The 18,789-nt window shown below is 65.3% G+C and carries 17 protein-coding genes; 16 read left to right on the top strand and 1 reads right to left on the bottom strand.

The window, feature by feature from the left end; all coding sequences use genetic code 11:
- The first annotated feature begins 2 nt into the window (after positions 1-2).
- From AAFN55_RS19550 to panC, 5 genes are all read left to right on the top strand, one after another.
- The gene (locus AAFN55_RS19550) at positions 3-824 is read left to right on the top strand and encodes an ABC transporter permease (protein WP_347800647.1); all 822 of its coding nucleotides are present in this window, start codon (positions 3-5) and stop codon (positions 822-824) included.
- Positions 821-1,729 carry an ABC transporter ATP-binding protein gene (locus AAFN55_RS19545; protein ID WP_347800646.1) on the top strand — a complete coding sequence of 303 codons (909 nt, stop codon included), beginning with the start codon at positions 821-823 and terminating at the stop codon, positions 1,727-1,729. The genes AAFN55_RS19550 and AAFN55_RS19545 overlap by 4 nt, the downstream gene beginning before the upstream one ends.
- Entirely contained in the window at positions 1,726-2,685 is a 960-nt protein-coding gene (locus AAFN55_RS19540; RefSeq protein ID WP_347800645.1) for an ATP-binding cassette domain-containing protein, read from the top strand. The genes AAFN55_RS19545 and AAFN55_RS19540 overlap by 4 nt, the downstream gene beginning before the upstream one ends.
- Before the next feature lie 201 nt (positions 2,686-2,886).
- Positions 2,887-3,732 (top strand): 3-methyl-2-oxobutanoate hydroxymethyltransferase, encoded by an 846-nt coding sequence (gene panB / locus AAFN55_RS19535; protein WP_347800644.1) that lies wholly within the window; start codon positions 2,887-2,889, stop codon positions 3,730-3,732.
- Positions 3,729-4,607: a pantoate--beta-alanine ligase gene (gene panC / locus AAFN55_RS19530; RefSeq protein ID WP_347800643.1), complete on the top strand. Its 879-nt coding sequence runs from the start codon at positions 3,729-3,731 to the stop codon at positions 4,605-4,607. Before panB ends, panC begins: the two co-directional genes overlap by 4 nt.
- A gap of 39 nt (positions 4,608-4,646) precedes the next feature.
- Here panC and AAFN55_RS19525 read toward each other — a convergent pair whose 3' ends face one another.
- Entirely contained in the window at positions 4,647-5,402 is a 756-nt protein-coding gene (locus AAFN55_RS19525; RefSeq protein ID WP_347800642.1) for a helix-turn-helix transcriptional regulator, read from the bottom strand.
- A 193-nt stretch (positions 5,403-5,595) separates the two neighbouring features.
- On the opposite strand from AAFN55_RS19525, the gene AAFN55_RS19520 reads away from it, so the two are divergent.
- The 11 genes from AAFN55_RS19520 (at position 5,596) to AAFN55_RS19470 (ending at position 18,779) form a co-directional block, all read left to right on the top strand.
- Positions 5,596-7,845 (top strand): marine proteobacterial sortase target protein, encoded by a 2,250-nt coding sequence (locus tag AAFN55_RS19520; RefSeq protein ID WP_347800641.1) that lies wholly within the window; start codon positions 5,596-5,598, stop codon positions 7,843-7,845.
- 92 nt (positions 7,846-7,937) lie between these two features.
- Complete coding sequence (locus AAFN55_RS19515; protein ID WP_347800640.1) at positions 7,938-8,504, top strand: class GN sortase; 567 nt, start codon at positions 7,938-7,940, stop codon at positions 8,502-8,504.
- 118 nt (positions 8,505-8,622) lie between these two features.
- Positions 8,623-9,987, top strand: a complete 1,365-nt coding sequence (locus AAFN55_RS19510; protein WP_347800639.1) for a cytochrome P450 — start codon at positions 8,623-8,625, stop codon at positions 9,985-9,987.
- A 4-nt stretch (positions 9,988-9,991) separates the two neighbouring features.
- Positions 9,992-10,942, top strand: coding sequence for a hypothetical protein (locus AAFN55_RS19505; protein ID WP_347800638.1), 951 nt, complete (start codon positions 9,992-9,994; stop codon positions 10,940-10,942).
- On the top strand, positions 10,930-11,814 hold the full coding sequence (locus AAFN55_RS19500; RefSeq protein ID WP_347800637.1) for a ThiF family adenylyltransferase: 885 nt from the start codon (positions 10,930-10,932) through the stop codon (positions 11,812-11,814). The genes AAFN55_RS19505 and AAFN55_RS19500 overlap by 13 nt, the downstream gene beginning before the upstream one ends.
- A 3-nt stretch (positions 11,815-11,817) precedes the next feature.
- Positions 11,818-13,026, top strand: a complete 1,209-nt coding sequence (locus AAFN55_RS19495) for a hypothetical protein (RefSeq protein ID WP_347800636.1) — start codon at positions 11,818-11,820, stop codon at positions 13,024-13,026.
- Positions 13,013-14,131, top strand: coding sequence for a GNAT family N-acetyltransferase (locus tag AAFN55_RS19490; RefSeq protein WP_347800635.1), 1,119 nt, complete (start codon positions 13,013-13,015; stop codon positions 14,129-14,131). The genes AAFN55_RS19495 and AAFN55_RS19490 overlap by 14 nt, the downstream gene beginning before the upstream one ends.
- Positions 14,121-15,125: a hypothetical protein gene (locus tag AAFN55_RS19485; RefSeq protein ID WP_347800634.1), complete on the top strand. Its 1,005-nt coding sequence runs from the start codon at positions 14,121-14,123 to the stop codon at positions 15,123-15,125. The genes AAFN55_RS19490 and AAFN55_RS19485 overlap by 11 nt, the downstream gene beginning before the upstream one ends.
- A 184-nt stretch (positions 15,126-15,309) precedes the next feature.
- Complete coding sequence (locus AAFN55_RS19480; protein WP_347800633.1) at positions 15,310-16,107, top strand: IclR family transcriptional regulator; 798 nt, start codon at positions 15,310-15,312, stop codon at positions 16,105-16,107.
- A 271-nt stretch (positions 16,108-16,378) separates the two neighbouring features.
- Positions 16,379-17,599, top strand: a complete 1,221-nt coding sequence (locus AAFN55_RS19475) for a CoA transferase (RefSeq protein ID WP_347800632.1) — start codon at positions 16,379-16,381, stop codon at positions 17,597-17,599.
- Between the two features lie 13 nt (positions 17,600-17,612).
- Complete coding sequence (locus AAFN55_RS19470; protein WP_347800631.1) at positions 17,613-18,779, top strand: acyl-CoA dehydrogenase family protein; 1,167 nt, start codon at positions 17,613-17,615, stop codon at positions 18,777-18,779.
- Positions 18,780-18,789 lie beyond the last annotated feature (10 nt).

Genomic DNA, 18,789 nt, shown 5'->3' with positions numbered 1-18,789 from the left:
CGATGCGTCTTGGCTTCAACCTCGTTTTCGGCGGCTTTCTGACCGTTCTGGTCGTCCTTGCCGGTATCCTTGCCCCTTGGCTGGCCCCCTTCGACCCGGTCCTGGGCGCGAACCTGATGAACGCGGAACTGCCGCCGGATGGCGAGTTCTGGTTCGGCACCGACAGCCAGGGCAGGGACGTCTATTCCCGCATTCTCTACGGCGCCCAAATCTCGCTGACTGTCGGGATCGTCTCGCAGGTCATCAATTCGCTCATCGGCGTGACGCTCGGCATGACGGCCGGCTATTGGGGCGGCTGGTGGGACGACCTCGTGAACGGCCTGACCAACGTCATGCTTGCCATCCCCTCGCTGATCTTCGCACTGGCGGTGATGGCCGTTCTCGGTCCCGGCCTCGTGTCGCTGCTGATCGCGCTCGGCCTGACCAACTGGAGCTGGACCTGCCGCATCGCCCGGTCATCCACGCTCTCGCTCAAGTCTCAGGGCTATGTGCTGGCCGCGCAGTCGCTCGGCTATTCCGATTTGCGCATCATGTTCACCCAGATATTGCCCAACATGATGGGCCCGATCCTCGTCATGGCGACGCTCGGCATGGGCGGGGCGGTGCTGTCGGAGGCGGCGCTCAGCTTTCTCGGCCTCGGCATCCAGCCGCCGTTCCCGTCCTGGGGTTCGATGCTGACCGATGCGCGCGAAATGATCCAGCTCGCTCCCTGGGTCGCCATCTTCCCCGGCCTGGCCATCTTCCTGTCCGTGCTGGGGTTCAACCTTCTGGGCGACGGCCTGCGGGACAGTCTCGACCCCCATATGAGGACGCGCAAGGTATGAGTGCTCCGCTTCTCGAGGTGAAAGACCTTCACGTCGGCCTGCCCCTGGGAGGCGGCAAGTCATTCCCGATCCTGCAAGGGGTTTCGTTCCAGATCATGCCCGGCGAGGCGTTCGGGCTCGTGGGCGAGTCGGGCTCGGGCAAGTCTGTGACTTCGCTGGCCACCATGGGCCTGCTGAAAAAGCCCTTGCGCGCGACCGCGGGGGAAATCCTGTTCCAGGGAAACGATTTGCTGAAGCTTTCGAAGCGGCACATGCGCAAGCTGCGCGGCGACCGCATCGCGATGATCTTCCAGGAGCCGATGACGGCGCTCAACCCACTGGTGACTGTAGGACGGCAGATCGCCGAGATGTTCTACCTGCATCAGGGCAAGTCGTGGGCGGAAGGCGAGAAACTGGCGATCGAGGCGCTGGCGAATGTGCGCGTGCCCAATCCCGACCGGCGGGCTAAAAACTATCCGCACCAGATGTCGGGCGGGCTGCGCCAGCGCGTGATGATCGCCATGGCAATGGCCTGCGATCCTGACCTGCTGATCGCGGACGAGCCGACCACCGCGCTCGACGTGACGGTTCAGGCCGAGGTGCTGCGGTTGATCAAGGAGCTTTGTACCGAACGCGGCACTGCGGTGCTGTTCATCAGCCACGATCTCGGCGTCATCGCATCGACCTGCCAGCGCGTGGGCGTGATGTATTCCGGGGCGCTGGTCGAGGAGAACTGGACCGAGGCGCTGTTCTCCAATCCGCAGCACGAATACACGCGCGGACTCTTGGGAGCGCTGCCGCGCCTCGGCAGCCGCTCGACCCATGGAAGGCATCGGCTGGTGGATATCGACAGCATCGTCGCCGACCGGTCGACGCTGACACAGACGCGCTTCATCAGCCCGCGCGGGGAAGGAGCGCCGGTGTGAGCGCGCCAATCCTCGAGGTCGACAACCTCCACGTCCGCTTTCCGATCTCGGGAGGCGGCATATTGGGCTCGGGAAAGCGGACGCTTTATGCGGTGACCGACGTAAGCTTCTCGCTCGCCAAGGGCGAGTGCCTGTCCATCGTGGGTGAATCCGGCTGCGGCAAGTCCACCACGGCGCTGTCCATCATGGGTCTTCAGGAGCCCACCGAAGGCGCGATCCGCTTCAAGGGCAGGCCGATCGCGGGTCCGGGCGCGCCGAGCCGCATGGCCCGCGCCAAAGCCGCGCAAATGGTCTTCCAGGACCCCTATGCCAGCCTCAACCCGCGTCAGACGGTGAACGCGTCGCTGACCCAGCCCCTCAAACTGCACGGGATAACCGGTTCCGAAGCCGCCGACCGCATCGCCGCCATGCTCAGGAGCGTTGGCCTGACCGCCGAGCAGGGCGGGCGGTATCCGCATGAATTTTCAGGGGGGCAGCGGCAGCGGATCGGCATTGCCCGGGCGCTGATCCTCGAACCAGAGATCGTGGTGCTGGACGAGCCCGTTTCCGCGCTGGACGTGTCGATCCGGGCGCAGATCATCAACCTGCTCCTGGATTTGCAGGACGAGTTCGGCCTGTCCTATGTGATGATCTCGCACGATCTGTCGGTGGTCGAGCACATGAGCGACCGGGTGTTGGTGATGTTCTTCAGCCAGATCGTCGAACAGGGCGGCTGGAAGGAGATATTCGAGAATCCGCAACACCCCTATACAAGGCGCCTGATCGACGCGATTCCCGATCCGGATGCCGCTCTTGGACTCGCCCGCAAGGCGACCGAGGTGACCCGGCCGGCCGCCCCGCCGGGCTGGCGTTTCGGCTCCGATGGCAGCATGGCGCCGAACGTGTTCTCGCCGCCTGAGGCGTCGGAGCTCGTGGATATCGGGCCGAACCACAAGGTCCGCCTGCTGCGGGACTGATGCCTGGGCCGGGATAGGCCTGGCCTTGCTGTCTCCCCCTGCGGTGGCGGCGATGGCACGAGAAGTGATCCCGATGACCGATGAAAGCGCGCGACGCCGCCGGAGGCGTGGCTTGTTCGCAGATGCACACTTGCGGTTCGCATTTGCGAAGAAAGTATGCCACATAAAGATGCAGCAGGCGCGCTTGAGGGAGGATCGCAGGTGAGCGTAACCGGGAAGAATCCGGCGTTGACACCGCCGCAGGTGGCTAAGTCCAAGGGCGGAACGCCGCTGGTCTGCCTGACCGCCTACACGACACCGATGGCGAAGCTGGTCGATGCGCATTGCGACGTGGTGCTTGTCGGCGACAGCGTCGGCATGGTTCTGCACGGCCTGCCATCCACGCTCGGCGTCACGCTCGACATGATGATCATGCACGGCCAGGCGGTGAGGCGCGGGCTCGAGCGCGCGCTCATGGTCGTCGACATGCCGTTCGGCTCCTACGAGGAAAGCCGGGAACAGGCGTTCCGCAACGCCGCCCGCCTCATGGCAGAGACCGGCTGCGCTGCGGTCAAGCTCGAAGGCGGCGAGCCGATGGCCGGGACTATTCGTTTCCTCGCGACGCGTGGCGTGCCGGTCATGGGGCATGTCGGCCTCACCCCGCAGGCCGTCAACGCCTTCGGCGGCTATGCCGTGCAAGGACGCGGCGAGGACAGCGAGCGCGTTGCGCGCGATGCGGCTGCCGTAGCGGAGGCCGGCGCTTTCGCCGTGGTGCTGGAAAAGGTGCCGGAGCCGCTGGCCCGCCGGATTACCGGCGAGATTGCAGCGCCGACGATCGGCATCGGTGCGTCGCAGGCGTGTGACGGCCAGATCCTCGTCGTGGACGATATGCTCGGCGCTTTCACCGATTTCCGCCCCAAGTTCGTCCGGCGCTACGCGGAACTGGGCGCGGAGGCGGCCAAGGCGATCGCTGCCTATGCGGCCGATGTGCGCGCTCGTCGGTTTCCCGCTGCCGAGCATGTGTTCGGCGATATGCCCAAGGCGGTCGCCAGGGGAGGCGCGGCATGAGCGTTCCTATCGTCCGCACCCTGGCCGGGCTTCGCTCCACGGTCGCCGGCTGGCGGCGCGAAGGCGCCACCATAGCAGTGGTGCCGACCATGGGCGCTCTGCATGAGGGCCATCTGAGCCTCGTGCGTACAGCACTTGGCCGCGCCGACCGGGTCATCGTCACCTTGTTCGTCAACCCAAAACAGTTCAACAGCGCGGCGGACCTCGCCGCTTATCCCCGCACCGAGGACGACGATGCGGCGAAGCTCGCTCCGCTCGGTGCGCATATGCTCTACGTGCCGGACGCGGAGCAGATCTACCCGCAGGGCTTCGCCACGACCGTATCCGTGACCGGAGTCAGCGATGGGCTATGCGGCGCGTTCCGGCCGGGTCACTTCGACGGGGTCTCGACCGTCGTCGCCAAGCTGTTCCTCCAGACAGGCGCGGACATGGCCTTCTTCGGCGAGAAGGATTTCCAGCAGCTCCAGGTGGTCCGGCGCATGGCGTGCGATCTCGACTTGTCCGTCGAGATCGTCGCCTGCCCGACCGTGCGCGAGGCGGACGGGCTGGCGCTTTCGTCGCGCAATGTGCGGCTGTCGCCCTCAGAGCGCGTCATCGCGCCGAGGCTCGCGGACGTGCTGGTTGCGACGGCGCGCCGTCTCGCGAACCACGCGCCCGTGACGGCTACGCTCGACGAAGCGAAGGCCGCCATCCTGGCGGCGGGCTTCGACAGCGTCGAGTATCTGGAATTGCGGGCTGCGGACGACCTCGCGCCACTCGGCGGGCTGGATCGGCCCGCGCGCCTGCTCGTCGCGGCCTGGCTCGGCGATACCCGTCTCATCGACAATCTCGAGGTCATCAATTCCTCCCAGGAGCAGATAACCTTCGCCGCTTAGGATGGACCGGCGGTGCGGCGCTTCTGGCGGACACGCTCCTCACCCGTCTTTCAGCAGGATTGCGAACGGCTCTTCAACGGTGCGCCGCAGATGCGCCGCGTAGGCTTCGTGGCAAGGGGTGTCCGGGCTTATCCGACCGAACTCGATCCGTTCGAGTTTTGAGACGGGCACCAGGGCGATCGGGGCCGATACCGGCGTTAACAGTGCGCCGCGCCCGGCGAGCAGGGTCGTGATGATGCCGTACATCTCGCCGCTTATGGTCGGGCGCGACACGACGATCAGCCGATGCTGGCCGGATTTGTTCGTCGTGAGATAGACATGCCCCGACATGTTCGGGATCGATACCGCGCCGGCCTGGGTGAAGGCTGCGTCCAGCCGCTCACCTTCGCGGAATGCGAGGTATGAGCTTGCCTCGTCCCAGGCGATCCGCGTGAGATAGGCGAAGATCGTCCCGCTCTCGCCGAAGGAGGGGCGCAGGGTCACATAGTCACCCTCGATCCACGACACCGATGCGCGCGAATACGCGCCCTGCTCGTCCGGGGCGTTCTCGCCCGGAGATGGCGCCGCCGCTCGATTTTCGCGCAATCGCATTCCAAGCGCTTCCTCGAGGCGGATCGTGGTCGCGAACGTAAACGGGCGATGACCCGACAGCGCCTTTTCGAGCGTCGAGAGGCTTATGCGCGCCAGATCGGCAAGATGCTGACGCGAGATGCGGCGTCTGGCGATCTCCTCGCGAATGAGAATGGAGATGGCCCGGTTCTGGCTCTCGGAGAGATCGCCGTCCTGTTCTGGCATGCGTATGTCCCCCGTTCCCGGACTGATGACATGCCGGAAGTGCGTACATTCCTTCACATATCCACACACCCCTGCATTCGACAAGACGCGCGATGACATCCGCACCGGAACATTGCGGAACCTTACGCTGGCCCGCGCGCTCCGGCCGGCCGATCAGAAAAGCAGTTTCTCGATCATTAGGAGCGAACTCTCGATGTACCCAATTCCACCGACCACCCTTGCCCGTTTCGTAGCGGCTTCGCCGGATTTGCGCCGGCGTATCGGCATTCTGCTTCATGTCACGGTTCTGGTGCTCGCGGCTTGCATGACGCTGATGCTGCCGCGCCAGGCAGCGCAGGCACAAGGCCAGCAGGCGGGGTTCGTCACGCCCGGCGAGATGAGGTCGGGGGCGCTCCTCCTGCGCACCGGGGAAGCCGGGCGCCATGTCGAGGCACCACGCCTTGGAACGGATATCGACGTCATCGTCAGCGGGCCGACCGCCCGCGCCCGCGTCACCCAGATGTTCCACAACCCGACCGATGGCTGGGTCGAGGCCATCTACGTCTACCCGTTGCCGGAAGACGGCGCGGTGTACGGGTTGAAGATGATCGTCGGCGATCGCGTCATCGTCGGCGAGATCAAGGAACGGCAGGAGGCACGCGCGATCTACGAGGAAGCCAGGGCGCGAGGCCAAAAGGCAGCCCTGACCGAGCAGGAGCGGCCGAACATCTTCACCAACGCTGTCGCGAATATCGGTCCGGGTGAAAGCGTGATCGTGCAGATCGAGTATCAGCAGCCGGTGCATCGCTCAAACGACGCGTTCTCGCTGCGCATCCCGCTCGTCGTCGCGCCGCGCTACAATCCTGCCCCGGTGACCCAGACGGCCGATTTCGAGGCCGGGGCCGGTTGGGGCAACGCCGTGACCGATCCAGTGCCCGATCGCGACCGCATCAGCCCGCCTGTACTCGATCCACGCGCGGCGGACCCCGTCAATCCGGTAACGATCGCCGTCCATCTTCAGGCGGGTTTCCCGCTCGGCACGGTGGAAAGCGCGCATCACGCGGTCACGATCGACGAACTCGACGAAGCGGCGCGCACGATCAGGCTCGATGGACCGGTTCCGGCCGACCGCGATTTCGAACTGACATGGCAGGCCGCGAAAGGCGACGCGCCGGATGTCGGCCTCTTCCGCGAGACGGTCGGCGGGCACGACTACGTTCTCGCCCACGTCACTCCGCCCTTGCTCGACGAGACGGTCCTTGAGCGGCCGCGCGAGATCGTCTTCGTTATCGACACGTCAGGCTCGATGGCCGGCACGTCGATTGAGCAGGCCAAGGCGAGCCTCGACTACGCTCTCGGGCGATTGAAGCCGGCCGACCGCTTCAACATCATCCGCTTCGACCATTCGATGGAGATGCTCCACCCTGCCACGGTGGATGCCGACCAGCAAAATGTAGCGGCGGCGCGACGCTTCGTGCGCTGGCTCGACGCCGATGGCGGAACCGAGATGCTGGCTCCGCTGGAGGCGGCGCTTGCCGATCCCCGGGCCGACGAGACCGGCCATGTCCGCCAAATCGTATTCCTGACCGATGGCGCGATCGGCAATGAGCGGCAGTTGTTCGACACGATCGGAGCACGGCTCGGACGCTCGCGCATCTTCATGGTCGGCATCGGCTCCGCGCCGAACAGCCACCTCATGAGCCGCGCGGCGGAACTGGGGCGCGGCACCGTCACCCATATCGGCTCGGAGGAGCAGGTCGAGGCGCGCATGCGCATCCTCTTCGACAGACTGGAAAGCCCCGTCGTCACGAATCTGCGCGCATCCTTCTCCGACACCCAGGCCGACGTCACGCCCTCTATGCTGCCGGATCTCTATCGGGGCGAGCCCGTCGTTCTGGCAGCGAGGCTTGGCTCGCTTTCCGGCATGCTGACGCTCGACGGCATGATAGGCGACCGGCCCTGGACAGTGACGTTGCCTCTCGAAAATGCGGCGAAAGGCGAAGGCATCTCGAAGTCTTGGGCAAACCGCAGGATCACCGACGCGGAAGTGGCAAGCGCGGTTGGCGAGATCACGTCATCGGAGGCGGACGGGCGCATCCTCGACCTGGCGCTGGAGCATGGCCTTGTCACCCGCCTGACCAGCCTCGTCGCGGTGGACGCGACGCCCAGCCGTCCGCAAGGCGTGTCCCTCAAGAGGTCGGACCTGCCGTTGAACCTGCCTGCGGGCTGGGACTTCGACAAGGTCTTCGGCGAAGCCGCGAAGCACCGTGCCCACCTGCGCGATAGGACGGACGAAGGCGACACCCGGATGCTCGCTTCCGACGCGGCAAGAGTGCCGCAGCCCGGCGTGTCCCTGCCGCAGACGGCCACCGCCGCGCAGTTGAAGATGCTGCTCGGGATAACGATCCTCTTCGCGGGCATGATCGTCCTGTCGTCGCGCGGCAGGCTTGGGGCGCGGCGCTGATGGCGGTTCTCGGGGCTCCATGTGCCTGCGCGCGGGAAGCGGACATTTCCGCAAGCCCGTCGCGCAGCCCGGCCGCGCGAAGCAGGCTGGCCATGCTGTCAGCTTCGCTTCTCCTGGCCGTGGGGCTCGTCCTCCTCGGCCAGGGTGGATGGATCCACGCGAAGGCGCTCCTCGCGCAGCATCTTCTGGAGCAGGCCTTCGCAAGCACTCTCGCCACGGGTGAGCCGGTGAAGCCATGGTCATGGGCCGACACCTGGCCCGTGGCGCGCATCGAAGCCGTGCGTCTTGGCGAGAGCGCGATCGTTCTGAAGGGCGCGAGCGGCGAGGCGCTGGCGTTCGGCCCCGGCCACCTCGATGGCACGCCGGCGGCGGGAGAGGCGGGAACGGCGGTCTATGCCGCGCACCGCGATACCCATTTCGCATTCCTCGCCAACGTGGTGGAGGGCGACGAAATCCGTGTGACGCGCGATGACGGACGGGTCTTTTCCTATCGTGTTTCCAGCACGTCGGTGGTGCGCTGGGACGTATCGGGGATCGATCCCTACGCGTCCGGCCGTTCCCTCGTGCTTGCCACGTGCTGGCCGTTCGGCGCGATGCAGCCCGGCCCATTGCGCTTTCTCGTCCACGCGCAACTCATGCAGGCGGCAGATGCGCGATGACGCTCCCCATGGAACGGCCGGCCTTTTGAGATTGCGACGTAAGGTTGCACCGTGCAGACGAAGCCGGGATAGTGTAGGTCCATTGTTCGGCACCGAACACCATAACGCGCAAGGCAGCTTGATCGCTCTTTATCCCCCAACCGTTCCACCGCCCTCACGACCGCTCGGTACGCTTCGCGGGCTTGCGGCCGTGGTGCGCAATCCGCTCGAGCTCTGGTCGGACGACATGTTCGACAGCCAGCTCAGCGTCATGCGGCTGCCGGGACAGAAATTCATCACCGTCACCGACCCGGAATTGGCCAAGACGGTGCTGCTCGACGATGCCGGCTCCTACATCAAGTCACGCTTCGTGAATCGGCTTTTGAAGCCCGCCATGGGCAACGGGCTGCTGACGGCCGAAGGCGAGAGCTGGCGCGCGCAGCGCCGGGCCGCCGCGCCGGTCTTCCGCCACGAGAAGATCGCCGCGCTCGCCCCCTCGATGGCGGCGATCGGCGAGGAGACGGCCGCAAGGCTCGCAGCGCTCGAACCGGGTTCGCGCATCGACATCCTGCACGAGCTGGTGGCCGGCACGCTCGACATCATCGTGGAGGCGCTGTTCGGCGATCCGGGCGACATCTACGACCGCGATGCGATCTCGCGCGACATCACCACCTATTTCGAGACGCACGGCAATCTCGATCTCTTCGACTATTTCGGGTTTCCCGAATGGTTTCCGCGGACCCGCCATCGCGGCCGCACCGCGATCGGCAGGCTTCGGCAGGCCGCGCGCGACGTCATCGACGCGCCGCGCGAACTGGGCGAGGACCGGCCCGACCTTGCTGCCCTGCTGACGCTCGCGCGCGATCCCGAAACCGGCGAAGCGCTATCGACGGAGGAGGTGATCGACAACATCCTCACCTTCATCGGCGCCGGCCACGAGACGACGGCTCTGGCCGTCACCTGGGCGCTGTCGATCCTGGCGCACCGGCCCGACCTCCAGGAAGCGCTCGCCCGCGAGGCACACGACATCTGCGGCGAGGGCCCCGTGACGGCGGTGCATGCCGAGAAGCTCGATCTCACCAACCGCGTCGTGCAGGAAACGATGCGGCTCTATCCCCCGGCGGCTGCAGTGGGCCGGACGGCAGTCGTGGATACGAGGCTGGGTGACATGGATATCGACGAGGACGATCACGTGACGGTGGCGGTCTATGTGTTGCACCGGCATCGCAAGCACTGGTCCGACCCTGGCCTTTTCGATCCTGATCGCTTCCGTGAAGAAAATGCGAAAGGGCGGCACCGGTTCGCCTATATGCCGTTCGGCGGCGGCGGGCGCATCTGCATCGGCATGAAGCTGGCGCAGATGGAGGCGGCGATCCTGCTGGCGACGCTGATACGGCGCGTGCGCTTCACGCCCGATCCCGCGCACCGTATCTATCCGCAATTCTCCATCACGCTGCGGCCGAAAGGCGGCATGCCGCTCTTCGTCGAGCCGGCACGGAGGTGAGCACATGCTCGGCGTCTGGCTGAAATCGCTGACCCAGGACCATCTCGACGTCAGGATGCGCGTCGGCAAGGGTATCGAGACGCGCATCGTCGAGCGGCCGGGCATATGGATGGAGGATCGCGACATCGAGGCGCTGAGGGAGGACCTGAAGCGCGTCGCCTCGGCCAGCCTGTCGGGCGAGGACCTGACCTACGGCATCTTCTCGGCCGACCGCTCGCGGCTGAAGGACAGCATCGTCACGATCGTCTACAGCCGCAAGGAGCAGGTTCCGATCGCGTTCAACGCGCTCGCGGTGATGAACCTCTCGCTTAACGGCAGGCCGCAGGAGGTGGTGCATCTTGGGCTGGTCATGGTCGATCCGGGACAGCGCAGCCAGGGGCTTTCCTGGGTTCTCTACGGCCTGACCTGCTTACTCATCTTCATCCGCAACCAGCTTCGGCCTTTCTGGATATCGAACGTCACGCAAGTGCCGGCCGTCATCGGCCTCGTCACGCAGAATTTCTCCAACGTCTATCCCGCGCCGCAGGCGCAGGATCGGCGCAGCTTCGCCCATGTGCTGCTGGCGCGGCAGATCATGCGCGGCCACCGCCACGTCTTCGGCGTCGGAGAGGATGCCGGCTTCGAGGAAGATCGCTTCGTCATCACCAACGCCTATACGGGCGGCTCGGACGGGCTGAAGAAGAGTTTCGAGGAAGCGGCCGGGCATCGCGACGAAAGCTACAACGCGTTCTGCCGCGACATGCTCGATTACGAGCGGGGCGACGACCTGCTCCAGCTTGGGCAGATGGATCTCAACGCGGCGCGCAAATATCTGACGGAATCGGTACCGCGCGAATCCCTGCGCCATCTGCTTTTGTCGGCGGGGCTGATCGGTCTTCAGGGCCTGATTCTGCCGCTGATCTACTGGCTGGATTCCAGCCGGCAATGGGGAGGGCTGCGACCATGGGGGCGGTGAAGCAGGCGTTCAGCTATGCCGAGTTCACGACGCGCAACATCGGCTTCATCACCGCCGAGCAGCAGGAGAGGCTGCGCGGTGCGCGCGTCTTCGTCTGTGGCACGGGCGGAATGGGCGGGGCCTGCGTGCTGGCGCTTGCACGCGCTGGCGTCGGGCATCTGGTGCTGGCCGATCTCGACGCGTTCGAGATCTCCAATCTCAACCGGCAGGTCTTCGCCAATCTGGATACGGTAGGGCAGCACAAGGCCGAGGCGACGCGCGACCAGTGCCTCACCATCAATCCGGAGCTGGATATCACGGTCCACAAGGACCAGTGGGCGGACCATGTCGACGTAATCGTCGGGCAATGCGACGTGGTGGTGAACGGCACCGACGACCTCGCGGCCTCGCTGTTGCTCTACCGCACCGCGCGCCGGCTCGGAAAACCGGTGATCGACGCCTACGCTTCGCCGCTGCCGTCGGTCTATGTCACACGGCCCGGCCGGCCGATGCCGGAGGAGCGCCTCGGCTACCCCACGATCGGCACTGCGTGGAACGCCGTTTCGGACGCACAGCGGAAGGAAGCTTTCCTCCGCGAGGCCGAGCATGTGGTCCTTCATTCCTCTTCGCGTCATCATGTGAACCTCGAACTCGCGGGTGAGGTCGCGGCTGGCAAGCGCAGCCGCATGTCGTTCGCGCCGATGGTCATCACGACCGGCATGCTGATGGCCTATGAGACGATCGCGCTGTTGCTTGGCGAGAAAACCGATACGGACGAACGGGGCTGGTTCTTCAACCCGTATCGCGGCCGCGTGGAGCGACCCCGCAATGTCCTGACAGCCGCTCTGCTGCGCCCGGTCGTGCGGCGCTTCCTTACGAAGCTGACGGCCTGAGCGATGACGCAGGCTCATCTCATCGCGGACAGCCTCGTGACGCTGGCGGCGATCGTCGGGCTGCTGGTTCTGTTCGGCGTGCTGCGCCGTTCCGGCCCCGCTGACGCTCTGACGGGACGCTTCCAGCTCGGCCTCATCGTGCTGATCGTGCTTCTGACTGGGCGGCTCCTGTGGTGGATCACGGAGAACTCCCTCTTCCTGCCGGTGATGTACATCTCGGCAGGGCTGATCCCGCTCGCGGCCGTCGTGCTCGCGGAGGGGCTTTTGCGCCGCCACGCGCCGCCTCTCGTCAAATACGGGCTCCTGGCCGGAACCGCACTGTTTACCGTGCTGGCCTTCCTGCCGATCGCGCTGGTGGAGCCATTTCGCTCCTATGGGCTGCTCGCCTTCCAGTTTGCCGGTTTCCTTGCCGCTGGCTGGATGGTGGTGACGCGCGACCGTGCCTCGCTGTCCCCGCGCGAGAACTGGCTGACCGATCGGATCGCGCTGTCGCTGCTTCTGATCCTGCCGTTTCTCGTCACCGATTTCCGCTTCGACGGATCGCAATTGCCGGTTCGCATGGCGGGCATCGCCATCCTCTTCATCTGCTGGCTCGTGGTGGGCGCGGGCCGCAGCAGCCTCGGCCACCGCGATACGGTGAAGGCGTTCGCGGTGCTGGTCGTTTCGGCCGTCATCGGCGGCATCGGCATCGGCGCGATTGCGGGGCTGGATTTCGCCGGCATGGTGCAATCGGTCGCGCTCGCCCTGTGCGCCGCGCTGGTCGCGGCGATCTTCATCGACGCCATGAATCTCGGCGCGGAAGAGCGTCGCGACAGCCTGCTCACCCACATCGCCTATGGCAGCGAGACCGACGCCGCCGCGTTCCTGAGCGGTCTGCGCGAGCATATGCTGGTGGAAGGCGCGCTGATGCTGGAGCCCTCCGACCTCTCAGAATTCGACACGGCGGAACTCGAAACCGTCTTCGCCGCCGATCCGGTGCGCCATGTCGGGGAGATACGCAAGCAGACGCCGAAACAGCCGGGGATCGAGCAGCTTCAGGCGATCTTCGAGCGTTACGAGGTAACGCATCTGATGCTGGTCTCGCGCGAACCCTTGACGCTGGTGGCGCTGAACATGCCCGCGCTCGCCGCCACGCCCGGCGCGGAAACCGAGCTGCGCGCGGTCCAGCGCGTGGCGCTGCTGATCTCGGAGAGAGGCCATGATCGACATTAGGAAAGGCGATTTCGATGCGTTCTTCGAGGCACCCTTCGTCGCTTATGGTCCCGATACGCTCTACGTCTCGCCGATGCGCAACGATCTGCAACGCTTCCTCTCGGCAGACGCCAACCCGCTGTTTTCGAGCAGGGACGAGATCAGCGTCTTCACGGCGCATCGCGACGGCCGACCGGTCGGGAGAATAACCGCCCATGTCCATGCGGCCTCGAACAAGCTTCATGGGACGAGCCGCGCCTGCTTCGGCTATTTCGACTGTGCCGACGACCAGGAAGCGGCCAATGCCTTGCTTTCCAGCGCTGAAGATTGGGCGCGCAGTCGCGGCTTCAGCGAGATCGCCGGCAATTTCAACCTCACGGCGATGCAGCAGGCGGGTGTGCTGACCGACGGCTACGAGCATCCTCCCTATACCGACCAGATCTACAGCCCGCCGCACCTGAAGCGGCTGCTCGAGACAGCCGGCTACACCGCGGAATTTCCCATGACCACGATCGAGATCGACCTGACGACGACCGATCCCGAGATGCTTCTCGGCCCGAGGCAGCGGGCGTTGCTCGCCAGCGGCGACTATGCCTTTGCACCCGTCAACCGCCGTTCGCTGGAACGGCGCATGGAGGATGCCCGGACGATCCTCAACGCCTCCTTCATCGACAATCCGATGTTCGTGCCGGTCACGAAGGAGGAATTCGACTTCCAGGCGAACGAGATGAAGACGATCATCGATCCGCGCATTTCGGTGGTCCTCGAAAGGAAGGGCGAGGCGATCGGCGCGATCATCGCCATACCCGATCTGAACCCGCTGGTGCGGGCGACCGGGGCGCGGCTGCGGCTTTCGACCCCGTGGCACTATCTGAAATACCGGCTGACGCGTCGCCGCGCGGTGATCATCTTCCAGGGCGTCCTGCCCGAGCATCAGGGCGAAGGCGTCAATCCGCTGATGCTCTGGCACGTCGCCTCTGCGATGAAGAAAGCCGGCTACAGGACCGTCGGCGGCACATGGATCGCGGATGTGAACAAGGCGAGCCTCAGGCAGGCGGAGAAAGCCGGCGCGCGTCCGCTGCATCGCCTCCATCTCTATCGCAAGGACCTCCGCCATGCTGGATGAGGCGACGCGGGAGCGCATCGTCAGCCGTGCCAATCTGGCGCCCTCGGTGCACAACACCCAGCCGGCGCGCTGGCGTTTCGAGGCTGACGGAACGATCACCGTGCTTGCGGATGAAAGCCGCTTCCTGAAAGTGGGCGATCCGCACGGGCGTGACGCGGGTGTGTCCTGTGGCGCGGCGGTCGAAGGCACGATCATCGCGCTGGCTGAGCTCGGCGTCTCCGCGATCCATGTGGAAGACCTCTGGCAATCGGCATCGGCGAAAGGCCTCCGACCCGCCGCCAGCATCGTCCCGCGCGACGGCGGTGAGCCATCTTCGCTCTCGTGGGCCGTCGATGCCCGGTTCACATGGCGCGCTGGTTTTGAAGCTGCAGGCGATAGCGCCAAGAAAGGGCTTGCGGCGTGGGCGGCCGCCCGCGACGACGTCGCGCTCGCCACGGAACGCGCCGATCTGGAGATGCTGGCCGGGCTCAATGACGAAGCAAGCCTGCGCTTCTATCGCAACGACGACTATCGCGCCGAGCTCGTCGGCTGGATGCGGCTTATCCGATCTCACCCTGACTATGACCGCGACGGCCTCAATCTGGAGGCCCTGGGTCTGAGTACGTTTGAGGGCCATGCGGCCCGGCTGGCGCTCGGGGCGGGTCCGCTCTTCCGCATCCTTGACGCAACCCGCATCGCCGGATTGATGCTGGGCGAGCGCGGCAAGACCCTGTCATCGACAGCGGTCGTGCTGTTCCACCGGCCCCACGACGAACCTGCGATCGCGACCGGCCGCGAATTCTACCGCATGTGGCTTGAGCTTGCCCATCTGGGTTATGCGGCCTGGCCGATGGCGGCACTGGCCGACGATCCGGAAACCGCCGCAGCCTGCGCGGCGCATTTCCGCATCGGTGACGAGCGCAGGCTGATCAATCTTCTCCGCGTCGGGATAGCGCCGCGCAAGCCTCCGCGTGCTCGTGATGGCGGAAGGGAATTGATCCTGCCGGCGGGATGAAGGGATGGACTTCGACCGTCGGCGTTTGTGGCGGTACAAAGCCTTGCACAACGCGCGTCGGAACAATATTGTCCACTCAGGTGGACAATAAGCGCGGATTTGTGGAAAGAACTAGGAGAAACGGGCTCGAGAGATATCGTTTCTCCCACTTCGGAAACAGCGCTGGAAGGTTTGAGACGTGTTGGTGAAGCAAGTCGTTAACGTTCTGGAACTGTTGGAGTTCTTCGCCGAACGGAAGAAGGCGGCGAGCCTTGCGGAGGTGTCGCAGCATTTCGGCTGGCCGCGTTCCAGCACGTTCAACCTCCTGTCGACGCTGGTGTCGCGCGGCTTTCTCTACGAGCCGGAAGCGCGCGGGCGGTTTTATCCGACACCGCGCTGGCTGACGCTGGCGCAGGAAGTGGCAGCCGCCGAACCGCTGCCGGAAGCGCTCCTGAGCTTGCTCAAGGACATTGCCCAGAAGAGTGGTGAGACGGTCTGGATCGCGGCGCAAAGTGGCCAGCACGCTGTGTTTCTGGAGGTGATCGAGTCCAAGGCCTCGGTACGCTATACGGCCAAGGTCGGGACCCGCGTTCCCTTGCACGGCACGGCGACGGGGCAGGCGATCATGAGCCAGTTGCCGCCGGCGCAGCAGACCTCGCTGCTGCGCAAGGCTGTCTTCAAACGCTATGGCGAGGGCAGCCCGATGAGCATCGAAGCGGTCGAGGACAGCATCCGCGTGTCGCTCAATCGCGGCTGGTTCGTGAGTTCATCGGCCTTTACGCCCGATCTGGGCGGCATCGCGGTGCCGATCGTGTTCGGCGATCGCGCGTTTGCGATGACTGTTGCTGGTCCGTGGTTCCGGGTCGGCAAGCGGCTGGAGGAATTCGCGCATCTCATGCACGAGGGCGTGGCGCTGCATCTCGGCCAGGATTACCTGGCAAAGAACGTCAAGGGGCTCAAGAGCCTGTATCCCGGCATGCGGACGTCGGATCCCGACGCCTGAACGGTTCCCGATGAGATAGAAACGGCGCTCGAAAACACCTTCCGACCGTTCGGGGGAGGCGCGCCGTCTGGCGGGTGGCGCAACCGTTCACGCCCCACTTTACACCCCTCCCATACCCCTGCTTCGCATGTTGATTTTTTTGCCGGCGACTTTTGCCGCTTGACTCGAGTCCGACTTATCGCCTTACTGTCCATGTATGGATAATATTTGTCCATATATATGAACAAAGCAGCGAGGAGCATCCGGCAACGGGTGGCTGCGGAGGAGACGCATGGGGCCGTTGGCCGGAATCCGCATAATCGACATGACGACCGTGCTGATGGGGCCGTACGCGACCCAGATGCTGGGCGACTTCGGCGCAGACGTGATCAAGGTGGAAGCGCCGGAAGGCGACCTCGTGCGCAAGATCGGCCCGGCCCGCAATGAGGGCATGGGGCCCATCTATCTCAACGCCAACCGCTCCAAGCGCTCGATCACGCTCGATCTGAAGCAGCCGGAAGGGCGCGCGGCGCTGCTGCGGCTCTGCTCCGACGCCGACGTGCTGGTCTACAACGTGCGCGCCAAGGCGATGACGCGGCTGGGCCTGTCCTATGAGGACGTCGCGGCAGTGAACCCGCGCCTCGTCTATGCCGGCATGTTCGGCTACGGCCAGGACGGTCCCTATGCGGCGCGTCCCGCCTATGATGATCTGATCCAGGGCGGCGCGACGATCCCTTACCTCTTCTCGCGCGTGAACGAGGGCAAGCCGCGCTACGTACCGTCGGCGATGGCCGACCGCGTCGTCGGACTGGTGGCGGTGGGTGCCATTCTCGCCTCGCTGGTGGAGCGCGACCGCACCGGCGTCGGCCAGCGCGTCGATATCCCGATGTTCGAGACGATGGTGGGGTTCGTGATGGGCGACCACATGGGCGGGCTGACCTTCGATCCGCCGCTGGATGCGGGCGGCTATCCGCGCCAGTTGTCCACCGAGCGCCGGCCGTACCAGACCAAGGACGGCTATGTCTGCGCGCTGATCTACACGGACGGCCATTGGGATCGCTTCTTCGCCGCGATCGGGCGGACGGACATACCGGCTGCGGACCCGCGCTTCCGCTCCTTCGTGGCGCGCATGGCCAATGTCGACGAGGTCTATGGCGCGCTCTCGGACATCTTTCTCACCCGCACCAGCGCGGAGTGGCTGGACCTGCTGGAGAAGGCAGACGTTCCGGCCATGCCGATGCACGATTTCGAGGGCGTGCTGAAGGATCCGCATCTTGCCGCGACCGGTTTCTTCAAGCTGGAGGAACACCCGAGCGAAGGCACGATCCGCACGATGGCGGTGCCGGCGAAGTGGTCGCGCAGCCCTGCAAGCCCGTCACGCCATGCGCCGCGCCAGGGCGAGCACAGCGAGGAGGTGCTGCGCGAGGCGGGTTTTAGCGACGCGGAGATCGACGACATGCTGGAACGCGGGATCGTGCGCAAGAGTACCGGCGGCAACGCCGCGCTGGCCTGAAGAGGAAAAGAGAATGGATTTCGGTCTGAGCGAAGAACAGGAAGCAATCCGCGAGTCCGTTGCGCGGATATGCGCCGGCTTCGACGATGCCTACTGGCTGAAGCGCGACAGGGAAGGCGGCTTCCCGTTCGACTTCTACGATGCGCTGGCGCGCGAGGGGTGGTTGGGCATCTGCACCGCCGAATCCTATGGCGGCGCGGGACTCGGCATCACCGAGGCGGCGATCGTGATGCGCACCATCGCCGAATCGGGCGCCGGCCTGTCGGGGGCGTCGGCTGTTCACATCAACATCTTCGGTCTCAACCCCGTCGCCGTCTTCGGCACGGAGGAGCAGAAGCAGCGCATGATCAGGCCGATGGCCGAGGGACGCGAAAAGGCATGCTTCGCGGTGACCGAGCCGAATACCGGCCTCAACACCACCCAACTCAAGCTGAAGGCCGAGAAGAAGGGCGACCGCTATGTCGTCAACGGCCAGAAGATCTGGATTTCGACGGCACAGGTCGCCGACAACATCCTGCTGCTCGCCCGTACCACGCCGCTGGACGAGGTGAAGAAGTCCACCCACGGCCTGAGCCTGTTCTATACGAAGTTCGACCGCGAGCGCATCAAGGTCGCCGAGATCGAGAAGATGGGCCGTAAGGCGGTCGATTCCAACGAGCTGTTCTTCGAGAATTTCGAGATCCCGGAGGCCGATCTGATCGGCGAGGAAGGGCGCGGCTTCGAATACATCCTGCACGGCATGAACCCCGAGCGCATCCTGATCGCCGCCGAGGCTGTCGGGCTTGGCATGGCCGCGATCAACCGCGCCGCGCGCTATGCGCAGGAGCGCGTCGTCTTCAACCGCCCGATCGGCCAGAACCAGGGCATCCAGCATCCGTTGGCCAAGTGCTGGGCGGAGCTGCAAGCGGCGTGGATGATGGTCCTTTCGGCGGCCTGGCAATACGACACCGGCAAACCGGCTGGCGCTGCGGCAAACGCCGCGAAATACCTTGCCGGCGAGGCCGGGTTCCACGCCTGCGAGACGGCGGTGATGACGCATGGCGGCTTCGGCTATGCGAAGGAGTACCACGTCGAGCGCTATCTGCGCGAAGTGATGATCCCGCGCATCGCGCCGATCAGCCCGCAACTCTGCCTGTCCTACATCGCCGAGCGCGTGCTCGGCCTGCCGAAATCGTACTGACGGCGCGGCA

The organism is Mesorhizobium sp. CAU 1732, from assembly GCF_039888675.1.
In the GTDB taxonomy this organism is placed as follows: domain Bacteria; phylum Pseudomonadota; class Alphaproteobacteria; order Rhizobiales; family Rhizobiaceae; genus Aerobium.
Note: the sequence above shows the minus strand (reverse complement) of the source record. Positions and strands in the feature narration are given on the sequence as shown.

What these genes read in the sequence shown, in the direction of transcription:
- panC (WP_347800643.1), top strand. Translation starts at nt 3,729, where the DNA reads ATGAGCGTTCCTATCGTCCGCACCCTGGCCGGGCTTCGCTCCACGGTC.
- AAFN55_RS19515 (WP_347800640.1), top strand. Translation starts at nt 7,938, where the DNA reads ATGCTGTCAGCTTCGCTTCTCCTGGCCGTGGGGCTCGTCCTCCTCGGC.
- AAFN55_RS19500 (WP_347800637.1), top strand. Translation starts at nt 10,930, where the DNA reads ATGGGGGCGGTGAAGCAGGCGTTCAGCTATGCCGAGTTCACGACGCGC.
- AAFN55_RS19545 (WP_347800646.1), top strand. Translation starts at nt 821, where the DNA reads ATGAGTGCTCCGCTTCTCGAGGTGAAAGACCTTCACGTCGGCCTGCCC.
- AAFN55_RS19505 (WP_347800638.1), top strand. Translation starts at nt 9,992, where the DNA reads ATGCTCGGCGTCTGGCTGAAATCGCTGACCCAGGACCATCTCGACGTC.
- AAFN55_RS19490 (WP_347800635.1), top strand. Translation starts at nt 13,013, where the DNA reads ATGATCGACATTAGGAAAGGCGATTTCGATGCGTTCTTCGAGGCACCC.
- AAFN55_RS19495 (WP_347800636.1), top strand. Translation starts at nt 11,818, where the DNA reads ATGACGCAGGCTCATCTCATCGCGGACAGCCTCGTGACGCTGGCGGCG.
- AAFN55_RS19520 (WP_347800641.1), top strand. Translation starts at nt 5,596, where the DNA reads ATGTACCCAATTCCACCGACCACCCTTGCCCGTTTCGTAGCGGCTTCG.
- AAFN55_RS19475 (WP_347800632.1), top strand. Translation starts at nt 16,379, where the DNA reads ATGGGGCCGTTGGCCGGAATCCGCATAATCGACATGACGACCGTGCTG.
- AAFN55_RS19485 (WP_347800634.1), top strand. Translation starts at nt 14,121, where the DNA reads ATGCTGGATGAGGCGACGCGGGAGCGCATCGTCAGCCGTGCCAATCTG.
- AAFN55_RS19525 (WP_347800642.1), bottom strand. Translation starts at nt 5,402, where the DNA reads ATGCCAGAACAGGACGGCGATCTCTCCGAGAGCCAGAACCGGGCCATC.
- AAFN55_RS19550 (WP_347800647.1), top strand. Translation starts at nt 3, where the DNA reads ATGCGTCTTGGCTTCAACCTCGTTTTCGGCGGCTTTCTGACCGTTCTG.
- AAFN55_RS19470 (WP_347800631.1), top strand. Translation starts at nt 17,613, where the DNA reads ATGGATTTCGGTCTGAGCGAAGAACAGGAAGCAATCCGCGAGTCCGTT.